General features: G+C 40.6%; 17 protein-coding genes. All 17 read right to left on the reverse strand.

The annotated features are described in order from the left end of the window. Positions 1-19 precede the first annotated feature (19 nt). The gene (locus IPP86_03435) at positions 20-1,705 is read right to left on the reverse strand and encodes a PDZ domain-containing protein (GenBank protein ID MBL0137569.1); all 1,686 of its coding nucleotides are present in this window, start codon (positions 1,703-1,705) and stop codon (positions 20-22) included. 18 nt (positions 1,706-1,723) lie between these two features. Continuing rightward, a complete protein-coding gene (gene yidD, locus IPP86_03440; protein MBL0137570.1) occupies positions 1,724-1,948 on the reverse strand; it encodes a membrane protein insertion efficiency factor YidD in 225 nt (74 codons plus the stop codon). After that, positions 1,926-2,342, reverse strand: a complete 417-nt coding sequence (locus IPP86_03445) for a ribonuclease P protein component (protein MBL0137571.1) — start codon at positions 2,340-2,342, stop codon at positions 1,926-1,928. Before IPP86_03445 ends, yidD begins: the two co-directional genes overlap by 23 nt. An 8-nt stretch (positions 2,343-2,350) precedes the next feature. After that, on the reverse strand, positions 2,351-3,100 hold the full coding sequence (locus IPP86_03450; protein ID MBL0137572.1) for a uroporphyrinogen-III synthase: 750 nt from the start codon (positions 3,098-3,100) through the stop codon (positions 2,351-2,353). Between the two features lie 177 nt (positions 3,101-3,277). Next, positions 3,278-4,234: a DUF4271 domain-containing protein gene (locus tag IPP86_03455; GenBank protein MBL0137573.1), complete on the reverse strand. Its 957-nt coding sequence runs from the start codon at positions 4,232-4,234 to the stop codon at positions 3,278-3,280. Positions 4,235-4,361: 127 nt separating this feature from the next. Then, positions 4,362-5,246 carry a hypothetical protein gene (locus tag IPP86_03460; protein ID MBL0137574.1) on the reverse strand — a complete coding sequence of 295 codons (885 nt, stop codon included), beginning with the start codon at positions 5,244-5,246 and terminating at the stop codon, positions 4,362-4,364. A gap of 33 nt (positions 5,247-5,279) precedes the next feature. Beyond that, positions 5,280-5,834 carry a YceI family protein gene (locus tag IPP86_03465; GenBank protein ID MBL0137575.1) on the reverse strand — a complete coding sequence of 185 codons (555 nt, stop codon included), beginning with the start codon at positions 5,832-5,834 and terminating at the stop codon, positions 5,280-5,282. Between the two features lie 45 nt (positions 5,835-5,879). Continuing rightward, complete coding sequence (locus tag IPP86_03470) at positions 5,880-6,206, reverse strand: hypothetical protein (GenBank protein ID MBL0137576.1); 327 nt, start codon at positions 6,204-6,206, stop codon at positions 5,880-5,882. Positions 6,207-6,340: 134 nt separating this feature from the next. Further along, positions 6,341-7,150: an anti-sigma factor gene (locus IPP86_03475; protein ID MBL0137577.1), complete on the reverse strand. Its 810-nt coding sequence runs from the start codon at positions 7,148-7,150 to the stop codon at positions 6,341-6,343. Positions 7,151-7,153: 3 nt separating this feature from the next. Continuing rightward, complete coding sequence (locus IPP86_03480; protein MBL0137578.1) at positions 7,154-7,711, reverse strand: sigma-70 family RNA polymerase sigma factor; 558 nt, start codon at positions 7,709-7,711, stop codon at positions 7,154-7,156. A gap of 73 nt (positions 7,712-7,784) precedes the next feature. After that, positions 7,785-9,206 carry a radical SAM protein gene (locus IPP86_03485; protein MBL0137579.1) on the reverse strand — a complete coding sequence of 474 codons (1,422 nt, stop codon included), beginning with the start codon at positions 9,204-9,206 and terminating at the stop codon, positions 7,785-7,787. A 97-nt stretch (positions 9,207-9,303) separates the two neighbouring features. Then, entirely contained in the window at positions 9,304-10,116 is an 813-nt protein-coding gene (locus IPP86_03490; protein MBL0137580.1) for a class I SAM-dependent methyltransferase, read from the reverse strand. 45 nt (positions 10,117-10,161) lie between these two features. After that, positions 10,162-11,622, reverse strand: coding sequence for a B12-binding domain-containing radical SAM protein (locus tag IPP86_03495; GenBank protein ID MBL0137581.1), 1,461 nt, complete (start codon positions 11,620-11,622; stop codon positions 10,162-10,164). Continuing rightward, on the reverse strand, positions 11,619-12,587 hold the full coding sequence (locus IPP86_03500) for a hypothetical protein (GenBank protein MBL0137582.1): 969 nt from the start codon (positions 12,585-12,587) through the stop codon (positions 11,619-11,621). The genes IPP86_03495 and IPP86_03500 overlap by 4 nt, the downstream gene beginning before the upstream one ends. A 129-nt stretch (positions 12,588-12,716) precedes the next feature. Then, positions 12,717-13,421 carry a methyltransferase gene (locus tag IPP86_03505; protein MBL0137583.1) on the reverse strand — a complete coding sequence of 235 codons (705 nt, stop codon included), beginning with the start codon at positions 13,419-13,421 and terminating at the stop codon, positions 12,717-12,719. Positions 13,422-13,815: 394 nt separating this feature from the next. Beyond that, positions 13,816-15,390: a B12-binding domain-containing radical SAM protein gene (locus IPP86_03510; GenBank protein ID MBL0137584.1), complete on the reverse strand. Its 1,575-nt coding sequence runs from the start codon at positions 15,388-15,390 to the stop codon at positions 13,816-13,818. A gap of 142 nt (positions 15,391-15,532) precedes the next feature. After that, the gene (locus IPP86_03515) at positions 15,533-15,895 is read right to left on the reverse strand and encodes a hypothetical protein (GenBank protein MBL0137585.1); all 363 of its coding nucleotides are present in this window, start codon (positions 15,893-15,895) and stop codon (positions 15,533-15,535) included. Between the last annotated feature and the right edge of the window lie 25 nt (positions 15,896-15,920).

A 15,920-nucleotide genomic window follows, 5' to 3' on the forward strand; every position in this document is an offset into this window, starting at 1 on the left:
CGATTCCGAAAGATTCTTTTTATTTTTTTCCGGCATCTGCTTTCAGAGGTCCTTTTAACAGAGAGGAATATTCTTCCTTGTTTCCCAGCACATCAATCGCTCTTTTCAATTCCGGATCGTGCTGTAGCGCGGTTTCGATTCGTCCACTCTGAAAATAATAACGTGAAATAATTTCTTCTTCCAGCAACTGCAGGATTTCAGTTTTATTTTTCTCTACATCAGCTTGCTTGTTATGTGCAAGCTTGTTTTTCAGGGCATCGTATTCATTGTGTATGTCCTGGAAATATTTCTCCTCTTCACTGTTCTTTTTCAAATCTTCCATCGCTTTCTCGCTCTTCGTGGTATAGTCGTAATCTTTATCGTTGATATAAGAGACGAACTGCTGGAAATCGGCATCGGTTAATTTAAAGTCTTTGGATGCTGAAATCGTCGCGTGTTCTTTGCGATAACGGGTGGCAAAATCAAAGATGAGATTTTTACCGATCAGACTTTGACTGATATTACTGAGTTTAACGGGATCCAGTTTGATGTCCGGCAATATTCCGCCACCATCAAAAACTTTTCGACCCGCGCGTGTGTTGAATTCTGTTACGAGGGAATCCGGTACCTTACCTACACTGCCATCTTCATTTCGATGCGAATAATCCAGTGCCTGGATACACCTTCCACTTGGGATGTAATATTTTGAAGTAGTAATCTTCAGTTGTGTATTGTAGGATAATGGACGAGTGGTTTGCACAAGTCCTTTACCAAAAGTTCTTTGGCCGACAATAACACCACGGTCCAGATCCTGAAGCGAACCGGACACAATTTCCGAAGCGGAGGCCGAGCCACTATTCACGAGAACAGCCAACGGAATGTTCGCGTCTACTGCTTCGTTCAAAGCTTTATACGTTTTGTTGAGGTCTTTTAATCTTCCCTTGGTGCTCACGATATCCTGTCCCCGGTCTACAAAAAGATTCGAGATATTCACCGCTTCGTTCAACAGTCCACCCGGATTGTTTCTAAGATCAAAAACCAACCCCTGTAAATTATTTTTCGCTTTTAATTCTTTGATCGCGTTTGCAACATCACGACCGGCATTTTCAGTAAAACTGTTTAAACGTACATATCCGATGTTGTCCGTAACCATGCCATAGTATGGAACACTTTTTACTTTGATCTCTTCCCGTGTAAGTACTTTTTCAAAAGGAGCAGGTTCACCTTCCCTTTGGATTAATAATTTCACCTGTGTTTTTGGAGAACCTTTCAACAAACGACTGATGTCGTCGGTCTTTTTATTTCTGACCACTTTGCCGTCAATTTCAAGAATAATATCGCCCGCAAGTAAACCCGCCTTCTGTGCCGGATAACCTTCGTAAGGATCACTGATGACAACATTGTCGCCACGCTGCTTTATCAATGCTCCTATCCCTCCATATTGTCCTGTAGTGAGAAAACGATAGTCTTCAATATCAGATTCCGGAATGTAATTGGTATAAGGATCAAGTGACTCAAGCATTGAATCTATCCCTTTTTTCATCAGCTTGCCGGGATCAGTTGAATCAACATAATACATGTTTACTTCCCGGTAAATCCCGGAGAAAATATCGAGGTTTTTGGAGATTTCGAAGTAATCATCAACAAAGCTGAAGCTGATCATCGTCGTAAAAGCGGTCCCGACAATTACGAGCCCTAATTTGTATTTGCTCAGAAATTTTTTCATCATATTTTTTTAAATCATTCAGGGAACAGGATCATATCCATGACCACCCCAGGGATGACAACGAGAGATTCTGCGAAGCGTGAGATAGCCACCTTTAAAGGGTCCATATTTACGAATCGCCTGTTTACCGTATTCAGAACATGTAGGAGTAAAACGGCAGGAAGGGCGAAGCAGTGGAGAGATTGCGCCCTGGTAAAACCTGATAAGCAAAATGAATAGCTTAGCCAGAATGTTTTTGAAAATCTTCCACAAATCTTTGTAAAGTTAAGGTTAATTTATGTTCGACTTCTGAGTGCTTCGGAATGACACGCCCGGTATATACTATGAGCAAGGCAAGCTGAAGGTTTTTGTCAGAAATGAACGAATAAATGTCTGTTTTATTTTTACGATAAATCTCCCGCATCAATCGTTTGATCCTGTTTCTATCAACAGCTGATCGGAAATTTCTTTTTGGAACAGAGAAGGCAACCTGTACCGGATTCATGACCTGCAATCCATGCACCATCCAGATTAATCGGAACGGATTGGTCTGAATGGAACGCCCTTTCTCAACCAATTGTTCGATAATCTTACGACTAACCAGCCGTTCCGGTTTCCGGAATGTTTGCCGGCCGACAGGAAGGTGGCTCCTTGTCATCTGAAAATTTATTTATTCGCTTTCTTGATGTATTGCTCCAAAGCCATGGTCATTGACGGGGCGGCGGGAACTGGTGCCTGAATATCAAGACGTAAGCCTGCATCCAGTACAGCCTGGGCAGTCGTTGGCCCAAAAGCGGCAATACGCGTATTGTTTTGCTTGAATTTTGGAAAATTCTTAAAAAGTGAAGTTATTCCTGAAGGGCTAAAAAATACAAGTACATCGTAATTTACGTTAGCCAAATCACTGAGATCACTGGCAACTGTTTTGTAAATCACGGCTTTTGTGTAGTCAATGCTTTGTGCATCAAGCGTTTCGAAGATTTCTTGTTTGTGAATGTCAGTGCATGGAACAAGAAATTTCTCCTTCTTGTGCTTTTTTATCAAATCCATCAGATCATTGATGGTTTGTTTGCCAAAAAAGATTTTACGCTTTCTATAAACAACAAATTTCTGAAGATAGTATGCTGTAGATTCGGAAATGCAAAAATACTTCAGGGTCTCAGGAACCGTGATTCGCATTTCGTTACAAATCCTGAAGAAATGATCCGCAGCATTCCTGCTGGTAAGAATCACAGCTGTATGATCCGGTAAACTCACCCTGTCCTTTCTGAAATCCTTTGCCGAAATCGGCTCAACATGAATGAAAGGACGGAAGTCAATCTTTACATTGAACTTCTTGGAAAGATCGTAATACGGTGATTTATCAGTTTCAGGTTTTGGCTGTGTAACCAGGATACTTTTAACTTTCAAACTCATGCAGGAATTTCCGTTTCGTGAGTAAAATATCTGTCGCACAGGTCGGAATCACAGGTGTTTCTCTCCCGGGATCCAACAGGGCCCATTTTCAAGGGTGCAAAGATAACAAAAAAACTCCTTTTGAGATGAAAAGACTGCCAAGAGGAAATGTGCTTTTTTGCTCTAAGAATCGGTGTTTTACAGGATTAGGCGAATGATGACCATCAACGGAGCAAGTTCAAAGGTCAATAAGAAGAGTAAAAGGTAGGGCAGTGAAAACCCCGGAGTCGAAAAACCGATAAATATTCCACGGATAGACCTGTAAAACAGACCCGCAAACGCCAGGATCGCACCGGCTATGATCAGATAGGAGGAAGCAATCCACTGATTGTATGCCAATAAAGCGATGATCGGTATCAAGGCCAAACCAACTGCATTGTTAATCAGAAAAATATTAAAAATATAGGTTGCCATTTCCCTGTCCAGATCAAATAACCAACCACAGATCTTCAGGAAAAGAAATTTTAAGGAATAAATAGCCGAAACAAGGATGCTGAAAAATAAGAATCTTGGAAAGCCATTCCCGATTCCACCAAGGTCCCACTTGTAATGGATACTAACGAGATACAGAAACATTGCGCCAATGAGATGAAAAGCTACACTTAGGTATACGGAAGCTCTTTGAACAAGGATGTTTTCATCCCTGACGATCTGGTTTGTCAGATTGTTATTGAGCAAGGCCTGAATCATCTGACTGAAATACTTGGAGTAAAAAATTCTTAACCAGGTGAAAACAAAGATGACCAGCATCAAAATCGGGAAAAACCAATCGGGGGATACATCCTTCCTTACAATGGGTTCTGAATTTCTGGGATGCAACTCATGACCCTTATAAAGATCCAGATATTTCGTCGTTGGATGATGCGGGGTGATTGGAGAAGTAAAGAGCTGTAGCGGTTTTGATTGCTGTATAGAATCACTCAAACTATCATGGCCCGATACCAAACCGGCCGGAAAATTTCCGGTGGTTTCATTTTGCATCGGAACAAGCCTGCGCACAGGTCGCCGAATCAGACTGTCAGTGCCAAATACATGCTGACTGTCGGTGGCGAGTGCCGGATGAGTTTGCTGTACAGAATCTTGAAACGTGCTCACGCTTCAAAGATACAGGAAATGAAAAAGTTTAGGAACGAATAATCATAGGTTTACCAACAACAGTTGTCAGCTAAAAACAATCATTGAAAAACTTAAATTGGAAATACCCTGTTGGATAATATCAGGATCAGAATTTAAACATTCGGGAGATGATAAAACTAAATTTAATCCCACCTTTCTCCCAGCTATCTTGTGTATTCACCAGGTAATCGTTTTCGAGGATGCCAGAGGCATTTGTGACCATGATGGTGAACACATGGCCTCCGGTTTCAATTTCAATTCCGGCACCAGCTACATCGTAGATGTCCGAAATGTCTTTCATTTTCTCCCTTCCAAAAGTATGGGCAAAATCAGCTATCAAAGAAGTGCTGGGGGTGAATTTCCACCTGAGACCGCCTCCCAGACTCACATTGTCATTTTCATCGTATGGCCCCACCAGATTACGATGTAAATAACCTGCAGCTAATGCCATTGAAAATTTGGGTGAAAATTTCCTTGTAATGATCACCTCACCGAAATAAGTCAGTCGGTGGATATCTTTATCAATCAGTATTTCTGATTTTGTGGAATAAGTCGCATTTCCATACAAAGTAATTCCTATTGGAATTTTATGGTTAGTGGTTTGTTCGAGTGCCTTGTATTTGATCAGCAATTCCAGGTTTTCCTGACGTTTGGAACGACTGAAACCTGTCATCAGTCGGTCGGTAATTCCGTAATGCGCGCCAATGCGTATGTCCTGGGACTGATCAAATCCATACAAATCATGAAATGAACCGCCACTTTTTTTCCCAATGTTTCCAAACAAATGGTTGATCCGGATATCCAGGTTGCTCTTCTTTACTGTTTCATTTGTCTGGATGTTGATGATTTTATTTCCCTTAAATGTCGCCAGTACCGGCTCGTTTTTAGGCGGAGGTGTTTCAGCTTGCAATTGTTTTAAAAGATCGTCCTGACCATAAACTGTGAAAGTTGCCAGGAGAAGAAAGAAAATTAAGGGTATATTTTTTTTCATAATCATACTGAATTAAACGGGAAGGAGAACCTTTTAATCCTTTTTCTGGTAGGGAATGTAATCCACCTTCATGTCAACCTTTATCGTGTCTGCAATATTTTGAAATAAAAGCTTTGGGATCGAAATATTGTAGTCGGCAATCGCGACAAGCATGTTCCCGTCAAGGTGAATATTCTTACCCTTGATCTCCATGTTTGCTTTTTCTGTAACAGTTTTTTCTACACCATGAATAGATAAAGTGCCGGTTGCGGTGACCGGATAAATACCGTCTTTTGAAAAATCCAGAGTGTCGTTTATTTTTCCTTTAAATGTTGCCTGTGGATATTTATCACTCTCGAGGTACTTTTCATTAAAATGCTCCTGCATGAGTTCTTTTTGAAACTTGAATCCACGAATGGAAACAATGAATGCAATGTCGTTGGTAGCCGCATTGAGAATAGAATTTACAGATGTATTCTTTGCATCAATATTCTCAACCGCGGCTTCCGAAAAAAAAGTGACTTCCGCGGATTTGCTGATCCAGACCGCCTGGCCGAATACGGAAGTAGAAAGCAAGACAAAGCACAGGGGGAAAAGAAGACGTAACATCGATATTAATTATTAGGATATCCCTGGGCAATCCAGAGTCTCAGTTTATATAGCTGACAGGCGTCCAGGATAATGATGTTCTGGCATGTGTTGAGGATTCTCGACAGGAAGAGCAAGGCGATCAAGCATCCTTCCTGCACGGATTCTGTTCGCGAGCCCTTCATAAGTCGTATAATCAAAACTTCCTTCGCCACCCGGACTATGACAGCCAAAATAACTGCAGTACGAACTGATGATTGGTTTAATATCACTGGCATAGTGCATTTCAGCACTATCACATCCAGGAGGAGGGGTCAGCACTTGCTCCTGTATATCCTTGGTGCAGGAAATTACAAAGAGGAGAATACAAACGATGAATAGGTTTTTTACCATATAAATCAGGATTAGCAAATATAAAAATATTCTGAATCCTAAAAAGAACTATCAGATTTTAATGAAATCATTGCTGAGTTTTGTAACCTCAAAAACCAGGCCTTGGTTCGAATTGTCCTGGAAAAAGTAAATGATCAGTTACTGCTGCTAAAAAGAACCATTTGATCCATTGTCGGACTGATATTGCCACCCGAAGGCTCCAGAGTGATTGCCCATTGTTCCGCAATCGGAATGTTTTTCATCCGTTGCATCCCGTCATCTTCCATCTGCATTCCAACAACCCCTGCATCAATCGGCAATCCGCCAGCCATTGCCCACAATTGATATTGTTTCCCGGAATCCGGTGCAGGTAAAGCCAGAATATCAATATAGGTTTCCTGTGTGTATTTGTTCCAATAAACTCTGGCCTGGAAATGCTTGGTACTATCAATTGGCATGAGCATGCTTACTTTAGCATTTTCATCCCGCATCATCATCAGATCACTATAGGTATGATCAAAAGTGTTTTTGATAACATTGTAATTAAGTGCAATCTGATTTTTTTCTTTCATCACGGATACGTACCGGTCTTCCGCGTCATTCCAGCTTTTATAGAAAAACCAGGAAGCGAAAGTGCTGATCAGCAAAGCGGCAAGACTTGCTGCAATGAGGTATTTGTAAGTCAGGCGGTGTGAAGGATCCAGGCTTTTTAATTTCGATTTTTCAGGTGATTCAGATGCCTGGTTATAAACTTTGGAAAGAATACTTGAACGAAGCGCGGGACGAGGATTACGGATGCTGTTCTGAGAATAAACTTCAAGGGTCTCCTGTACATTTTTCAGCTCAGCGGCAACTTCAGGATATACCAGCATTTTTTGCTCAAACTCCTTCTTCTCCTCGGGAGACAATGATCCCATGGCATAAAGCTCAACAACACCTGAAGCAATGTATTCTTTGATATCCATCTTTTAATTTACATCAGAATCAAAATAAGTGCGCAGCTTCTGCAAGGCTGCCCTCGATCTTGTCTTCACAGTCCCCAGGGGAATATTTAATTTTTCGGCAACAGCTGAATGAGTATAACCGCCGAAGAAAAGCAACTCTAAAATCTGACGATATTCCGGTTCAAGTCTTTGCACCATTTGCTGGATACCGATTGTGTCAGGATTATAAGAAGTTTGCAATTCATCTTTATCTGAGTATACGGATTTTTCAAATGACTGGTTTTTCTGTCCGGAAATAAAATCCTTGGAACGAATTTTATCCAGAGCTGAATTCCTGGCGATATTTATCATCCAGCTGAATAAACGGCCTTTAGCACTATCGTATTGTGTGAAATTATTCCAGATTTTCAGGAAAGTGTCTTGCAAAACCTCTTCCGCCAGCGATTCATTGCGAAGAATTCTGAAAATCACACCATACAGGACAGGGGAGTAATTATCGTAGAGAATTTCAAGCCCTTTTACTTCCCTCGATGAGAGTAATTGGACCAGCTCTTCCTCTTCTATTTTTATCCGACGACCCAAGTGATTTTGAATGAGATAAAGGTGTGGTTCTTTCAGGCGACAAAGAAACAAAAATAACAATGATGCTTTTCGATCAATGGAAACTTCTTTCCCACAACATTCCACTCTTCGCTATTATCGATTTCAATTTCAGTTTGGTCAGCAAAAAATTTCCACCACGGCCGGATTTGCGGAGTTTGAAAGCCGCCACTTCATTGTAAACCCTTCTGATTGCAAACTCGTAATAGCGACGTGAATAGGTCCGTTTGAAATCAATCTCACGGTCAGTCGCTGTTTCCCAAAGCGGAGGATTTATAAAATCAGCTTCAGTCTCCTGGTACAATGGTGTTCCCTTGATCGGATAGGCTATTGTAATCGTGTAGAGATCAGGATCGGAAATTTTCAGATGTTCAATGGTTGCTTCAATATCCGTTTCCGTTTCACCAGGGTAGCCAACCATGATGAAGGTGCCTGTCTCAAGCCCCATGGATTTTGAAAGTTGAATCATATTCCGCACCTGTTCCACCTTCACCCTCCGGTCCATCGCGTCAATTATTTTCTGCGAACCACTCTCCGCGCCAATCCATACCCGGAAACAGCCACTCTCTTTGAGCATTCTGATCACTTCTTCGTTCATCCTGTCGGCCCGCGTGATGCATTCATATCGAATTTCCAATCCTTCTTTTACAACTTCATTCCGAAATTCCTCCAGCCATTTGTGACTTATACTGAACACATCATCGACAAACCAAATCGTATCGAATGCATAAGTCTTCCGGAGAATTTTTAATTCTTCAACGACCTTTCCCGGACTTCTGCGTCTGTAACTTTGTCCGTAGACAGCACGGCTGCACCATTTGCATGTATATGGACAACCCCGCATGGTACTCACTGAAATAGCGCTGGCTCCGTGCCTTGAACTCCAGGCTTCGAAGTAATTTTCCAGACGGATCTTTTTTCGATTCGGAAAAGGTAACAAATCCATGTCTTTCAGCAGCGCTCTGCCGGGTGTTATCATCAGCGAATTGTCACTTTTCAAAAAAGCGATTCCCGGAATTTCTTCAAGTTTTAATTTCTCATCGCCCCGAATATGTTCATCCATTGAAAATAACTTCACCAACTCAAGCATCGTTTCTTCCCCTTCTCCAAGAACCAATACATCCGCACCATATTTCAGAAAATTTTCCGCATGGTTTTTTACTTCCGGACCTCCGAGTATCACTTTGCATTTTTTAAGTGAAGGCTGGTCTTTTACAAAACGAATGACACGCAGAACATTGATTTTGGTCATCAGATTGGTGTAAATACCAATGATGCGGGGCTGCTTGTTCATAATCTCATCGCACAACTTTTCAAAAGAAGAAAAAGTTGAATCGAAAACATCGTTTTCAAATCCATGCTCCTCCAGATAGGCTGAAATATAAAGGATTCCCAAAGGAGAATACGGCTTCATAATTTCCTTTTCCTTAGGATCTTCGTTGAGAAAATATGCGTGCGTAAGTAAGATGGATGACATGTTTTGTACCAATGACCGAATGTACGAATCCCTGGATATTAATAGGAGAATTGATTCAGTTTTAGAAATTAGATTCGGGAATTTCTGCTGCAGAATTTTATTTCTCTTTTTTCATCTCATTTCTTGTAAAATGAATGAGATAATGATCGGCATAATCCGCACCGACTGAAAGACCTCCAAATATTTTTTCTGCTGATCTGAGCAATTTTAATAGCCAGGGATGTTTCGAAAAAAACGGATCCAGGTAGGAGGGTGGGAGAAACAAGCCGATCGGGATCACACGGCTAAAACTCCAATTTCCTGAAAAATGATTTTTTATCTCTTTCGGGGAATAATAATATGTCTTTTGATGGGTCGTTCCTATGTTCGCGTTCACTCCTGTACTGATCATTCTGCGATTTACCATGGATGTTTTTCCCTTTAGAAAAAAATATAATTTTTCCCATAAACACCTTCTTCCCATGATTACCAAAATCAAATTTCCACCCGGGTTTGACATTGCCTCCAATTCCGAACTCAAATTTTGAATCTGATCTTCATTCAGACAATTGAGTCCGCCAAAATTTGAGAAAATCATATCAAATTGACGTCCGGGAAGTCTGTTGCGGATCTCAAGCATATCCGTTGCCAAGAATTCTATTGTGTCTATTTTTTTCTGTTTACTTTTTTCAATTGCGATTCGAATCATTTCGGATGATAAATCAGTCGCGACCACTGTTTGAAACCGACTGGCAAGGTATACCGCGTCTTCACCGGTTCCGCAATTGATCTCTAAAGCGGAAACATCCTTGCTATTGAGATTTAATTTGTCGAGATAATGCCACACACGCTCACGTTGATATTTCCCTGTTTGTGTGAAGGTGAATGTCTCATCGTAATTATGAGCGACCGTATCGAAAGAGCTTGCCATTTACACGAAGAAAGGTATGGGTTGAACAGGGAAAGAGCAAGCACTTTACAATTTGTACTTCTTTAATTTTTGTTTTTGTACAAATGTTCCTGTGGCATGAACAGGAATAGCAACAATTCTTTTCAATTGCTGAAGTGAAATCTTCACAGGATTGCTCATTAGGTTTTTAAACTCGCTAAAACCCTGTCTTGTCCGGTACGTCCTGTGCACATAGCGTTGCAACTCTTTATAGAAAGAAGAAGGATGAGAATTCCTGAACATCATGGCGAGTTCATCGCTGTCGGTCCAGTTCGCTTTTTCTTTTAAATCCATTTTGACTTTTTCGTAAAATTTTGTTCCCGGTAATGGATAACTCACAGAAATACCAATATCATCCGGCATGAGTTCATTCACCATTTGAATGGTTGCCTGAATGTCCTGATCAGTCTCTCCGGGATATCCAAACTGTAAGAAGAATGCAGGTTTAATTCCCTTCTTTTTCATCAGACGTGTCGCTTCATAAATCTGTTCCACACGGGTTCCTTTGTCCATTGCATCCAGCACTTTTTGCGATCCGCTTTCAGCGCCAACCCAAACGGATTCGCAACCGGCTCTTGCCAAAGCTGCTATGTTCTCTTCTTCAAGTAGTAAATCCACTCTGGACTGGATTTTAAACCGAAGTTTTAATTTTTCTTTTTCTACCAGTTCCGCGAATCGATTGATCCATCCGGGTTTTAGTCCGAAGATGTCATCCGTCATCCAAAAATGTGTTGCACCATATTCACGCATGAGGACTTTGATCTCTTCTATTACCCATTCAGGACTATGCACATTGTATCTGTTTCCATAGATTGGTTTTGCACACCAGTTACAATGGAAAGGACAACCACGGGTAGTACTGATGTTCATCGAAAAATATCCGTTTTGATTTATCCATCTTTCTTTATACTCTGAAAGGTTGATTAAGTCCCATGCCGGATGGGGCAGTTCATCAAGATTGCGCAATACTTCACGCTTTTTATTTTTTATCACAAGCCCTGACTCATCCTTGTAAATTAATCCGGGAATTTCAGTTTCTACTTTACCTGAAGCCTTGAGTGTCTGAAGAAGCTCAAACAAAGTTTGTTCTCCTTCTCCCGCGATGATAAAATCCGCGCCCGCATCGAGGTAAAGTTTACTTTGATCCGTGGCATCACTTCCGGAAACAATTACTGTGATGCCTTTTTCTTTTGCGAAACGGATCATTTCAAATGCCGCTTCACGCATATTGGTGAGGCACATTTTCGTGAGGTAATTAAAGCCATCATCATAAATGATCAAAGCTTCAGGTGCATTCTCATTCAAGACCTGTACGATCTCTTTTGTATCAGGACTGAACATGGTATCGTAAAACCGAACATCAAATCCTTTTGCCCGAATATGTGCGGCTGCATAGAGCGGAGCCAGGGGAGGATATGGCTGCTGCAATTTCCATTGCTTCGGATCAAAGCGGAGAAAATAACTATGTGTAAAAAGAATCTTTTTCATTTCCGCAATGACAATTCAAATCGATGTTCGTAGTTCCCGATTTTTTCCGACAATTGCTGCAGTACTCTTTGCTGATAACCCAGAGGATGGTGTTTGGATTCATTCCTTCCGTTGCGCAGTCGATGATCAAATGTTGATTCATCAAAGTGACTGAATTTCTTTTTCCAGTGTCTCAAAGTCATTCGGTAAAATTGAATATCGAGTGTTTCACCAAGTTTCCCGGAGAGTAATTTCTCAAATATTTTTTTCAAAAAATATTTACGGTCCTTAACCAACCATTTTTCACAACGCACAGGGAAATTCGGATAGTATTCATTTACCCAGGAGTTGCGGGCTATTAAAAACTGATACAAACCGTAATTGTACGTAGGAATAATGGACGTTAATTCAGTCGCGGAATACACGTTGCGTGACTTTAACTCGAGAGATTCCTCTGTGATAAAGTAATTGACACAAAAATATTTCTTGGAATTCAGCAGGACCAATTTCTTAAACAAAACCAGAAGTGTACGGGCTACCCACATTCTCCCCGGTGTAGTGATGATGAAATAATCAATGTCCGAATCTTTATCCATGTAATATTTGGAAATAGATCCGGAAAGACTAACTGCTCTCACAAATGGAAACCTTGCGATGATAGAGGAAAAAAATTTTGCTTTTTTTAAGGATTTAATCGCAAGTTCTTCCCCTTGAATGCGGCGGATAATCACATCAGGCTTGCAATTGATAAAGTAATATCCATCTTGCTGGCGGATGTATCCATTCTCAACCAGTTGTTCGATTTGAATCTTCACACATTCAGGTTCAGAAACAGGAATATCCAAACACTGGATAATCTCATCCATTCGTAAGGGATGATTGAAAATTTCAAAATACAGCAGAGATCTAACAACCGATTTTTCGATTGCAGACAAAACAACTGCATTCCCCTTGGGTTGAGAAACAGAAGTAAAAGCCAGATTCATGTTTTCAAAGGTAATTCAATCTGATTAAGAATGAATTTTTCCTTTAAAATTAAGAAGATGATGAATTTTAACCTATTGGTGACAAATCAGAACATTAAAAATGGTCGTATTTGTTCAGACTCTTTAGTCTCAGGCATCCAATGGCTTGATTCGAAAAATGAAATTCTTTTCAATAAGATTTCTGCGTGTGAGCTTCAGTTTCAGTTGTAATCCATGATCCGCGGCAATTTTTTTGATGGTTTCGAGGTCGCAGTCATCGGATAAAATCATGATGGATTCTGTTTCATAGTGCATGTATGAACTGATGTTACTAAACAGATTTTTATAATACTCAAAGCTTTCACCGCAATACCATGCATAATCTTCCGGAACGGAAATCTTTCCATTGTAATAAGGAGGGTTGATGACAATGATGTCAAATGTTTGTTTGTTGATGTTTTGAAACAGGTCAGACTGAATCACTTCCAGACGGCCATCATTTTGTTCAATACGGCTGAGGTTACGGTCACGGTTGATCCGGATATTCATAATTGAAGTATGATGAATATCGGTGGCGGTTACAAAACCTCCTTCTGTCGCGGCAATCACAGAGATCAGGCCGCTTCCGGCTCCCAATTCCAGAATTGTCTTGCGTTGTAAATTGACAAACTCAAGATAATCCAGAAGGAATTTAGTGCTGTAAAATAAGCCCGGATGAAACACCCCGGGAAGCACAGTTATTGGAATATTTCTGAAAGTATATGGACGCTCACGACCGGTGTACCATTTCACCAGTGGCTTGTATAATCTGTCCAATATCTTCTTTTCAAAGGTACGAATGGGGTTTTTTCGCAACTGTCTGGTGTGTAAATTTTGCATCGAAGTGGAGGCGTTCTTAGCGATTAAATTCAGAATTAAGCCTAAAAATCAACCAAATCGCATTCATTTGGGACTTTTTGTTGCTGAACCGGAAAAAATGGGTACCGAACGGGAATAACCCCCTCCTCGAAGCACCGGCCCTTCCCCGGCAAAGGCTGCTTTTGAATTTCAGGTTGTACTTTTTTTGGCGCTTAGTGGTCGGTTGTTAGTGCTTAGTGGTTGGTGGTTAGTGCTTAGTGCATTGTGGTTAGTGGCTAGTTATTAGTCGTAGTAGTCCAGATTTTAATACCTTTTTTCTATTCCAATCTCCAATCTCCAATCTCCAATCATCAATCATCAATCTTCAATCTCAATCAATCTCGAAACCCAACTAAAACCCCTCCACCTCAGGCTGCCTATATTTCCAGATCTTTTGCAAAGCCTTTATTTCAAATGGATAGCTGTAAATTTCTTTTTTATACCGAAAACTGCTGAATGTTTTAATTGCTCTGGATTGAAATGAACTTAAACGGATATCTGAAACAGTAGGATAATAACCATTCAATACTGTTTCAAAATTCCGAATATGATCAATCATATCCGGCGTGAGCCAGGGTGTTAAAGGATTCTTACGGAGATCAAAATTTTCCCAATGCGGACTAATCCATTCCTCAAGTGTTTGAGGGAATTTAAATCCTGAAGCCAGAACAGAATTGTACATCTCACTACCGGGAGTCGGGACCGGACTATAGATATAAATAATAATCTCTGTTTGTGGGTTAATCTCCTTAATCTCCCGGATAAAGGAGATGTCTTCCCGGATCTGTTTCCAGGCTTTTGCTTCGTTTTCAGCAGGAAAACCCAGTACGAAGGAATATTCGGGAATAATGTCAAACTGTTTGATCCGGGCTGCAAATTTTCTGATTTGCGAACCTGTTTGTGTGCCGCCTTTATCCATTTGTTTCAGAACAGTATCATTTCCGGTTTCCGCTCCGAAAAAAATCATTTTGCAACCGGCTTTCCGCATTTGCTCCAAAGATGAATCACTGTATTTGTCAATGGTGTCAATCCTGCCTTCTCCCCACCAGATCATATTTTCAGGTTGAATCAGTCGGGAGAAATCCACTGTTCTCTTTTCGGAAACAAAAAAGTTATTGTCATGAAACTCGATGGCATTACCACCATACTGCTCTTTCAACAATTTAATATCACGATATATATGCTCCGCTGATTTTCCTTTCCATCTAGCCTGGTAAATGGGAACAACCGCGCAAAAAGAACAGGTAAAAGGACACCCGATACTGGAGTGGTAAGCGATCGTTTTCGTTCCGAGATAAGTTTTACCCAGATATTTCTGAATTGGATAAAAGGAATTCAATTTCTGATAAGGCAGCGGCGGAAGTAAATCCTGATCGTACAAATCATCTTTTTTAGTAATGATGAACGATCCTTTTGAATGGTCTTGTTGATCTTTATTTGCCTCTGAAAGAATTTTCTTTTTCGGGAAATTTCCTTTTCTGTAAATTATATTTCCAATGCTTTCTGGTTGAATGGTTCCTTCTTCAATGGCTTCAATAATTTTTGGAAATGCATAATCTCCGGGTCCATTCACAACCACATCAACCAATCCTGAATCCAACACAACCTCGTATTGATTGGACGGAAAATATCCGCCCCAGATAATAACAACATCAGGGAATTCTTGCCTGATTTTTTTTGTCAGCGGAATGGCTTGTTTCAGTTGGGGACCCGGCATTACAGTGCAACCAAAATAGGATACGGCCCCTTCTTTAAGATATTGATGCAATTTCGGCCAGGGATCATCTTCGAGGTTTCCATCGACAATCATCCAGGGATATTTTCCATCAACAGATGCGGCAATCGAAAGAATGCTATTGGGCAGGCGAGGTTTAGATTTCGCTGCTCGTGGATTGAATAAAAGTACACTCGGACGCAAGCTATTCATGGCTTGCTAAGGTACAAAAGCTTTAAAGCAGAAAACAATAGATTAATAAGACGTTGGAAGTTAAAAGACCATGCTTGCGTATCGACCCTCCAATCACTAAAAACTAACAACTAACAACTAACAACTAACACCTAACACCTAACTAGTTCAGATTCCCCCAAACATACTCTGCCAGAAAAAGTTTTTTCCAAAAGTCACTCAGATCTTCACCATACAACTCCGCAAGTTCTTCTTCGTAATTAAGAGTGATTTCTTTCAAAGTATTAAAAAGCATGTGTTCCAGATTGAACATCCTGGCTGGTGTTTCTTTTACCAGCTGGTACTTTTCAAGTTCGTCATTTACAATTTGCATAAATTCTGAAGCACTCACTTGCTCTGCGGAAAGCTGAGAATCTATATCAATGCTTTCGTCCTTTTCTTTGAGCTTTGTAAAAGATTCTATCTGAACATCACAAAGGTGACGAATTATTTTTTCCTCAACAGGACTGAGTTCTACCTTGAGCATGGTTTTCTTAAATAGGCAGCGAATG

Source organism: Bacteroidota bacterium (genome assembly GCA_016720935.1).
Classification (GTDB): Bacteria; Bacteroidota; Bacteroidia; order AKYH767-A; family 2013-40CM-41-45; genus JADKJP01.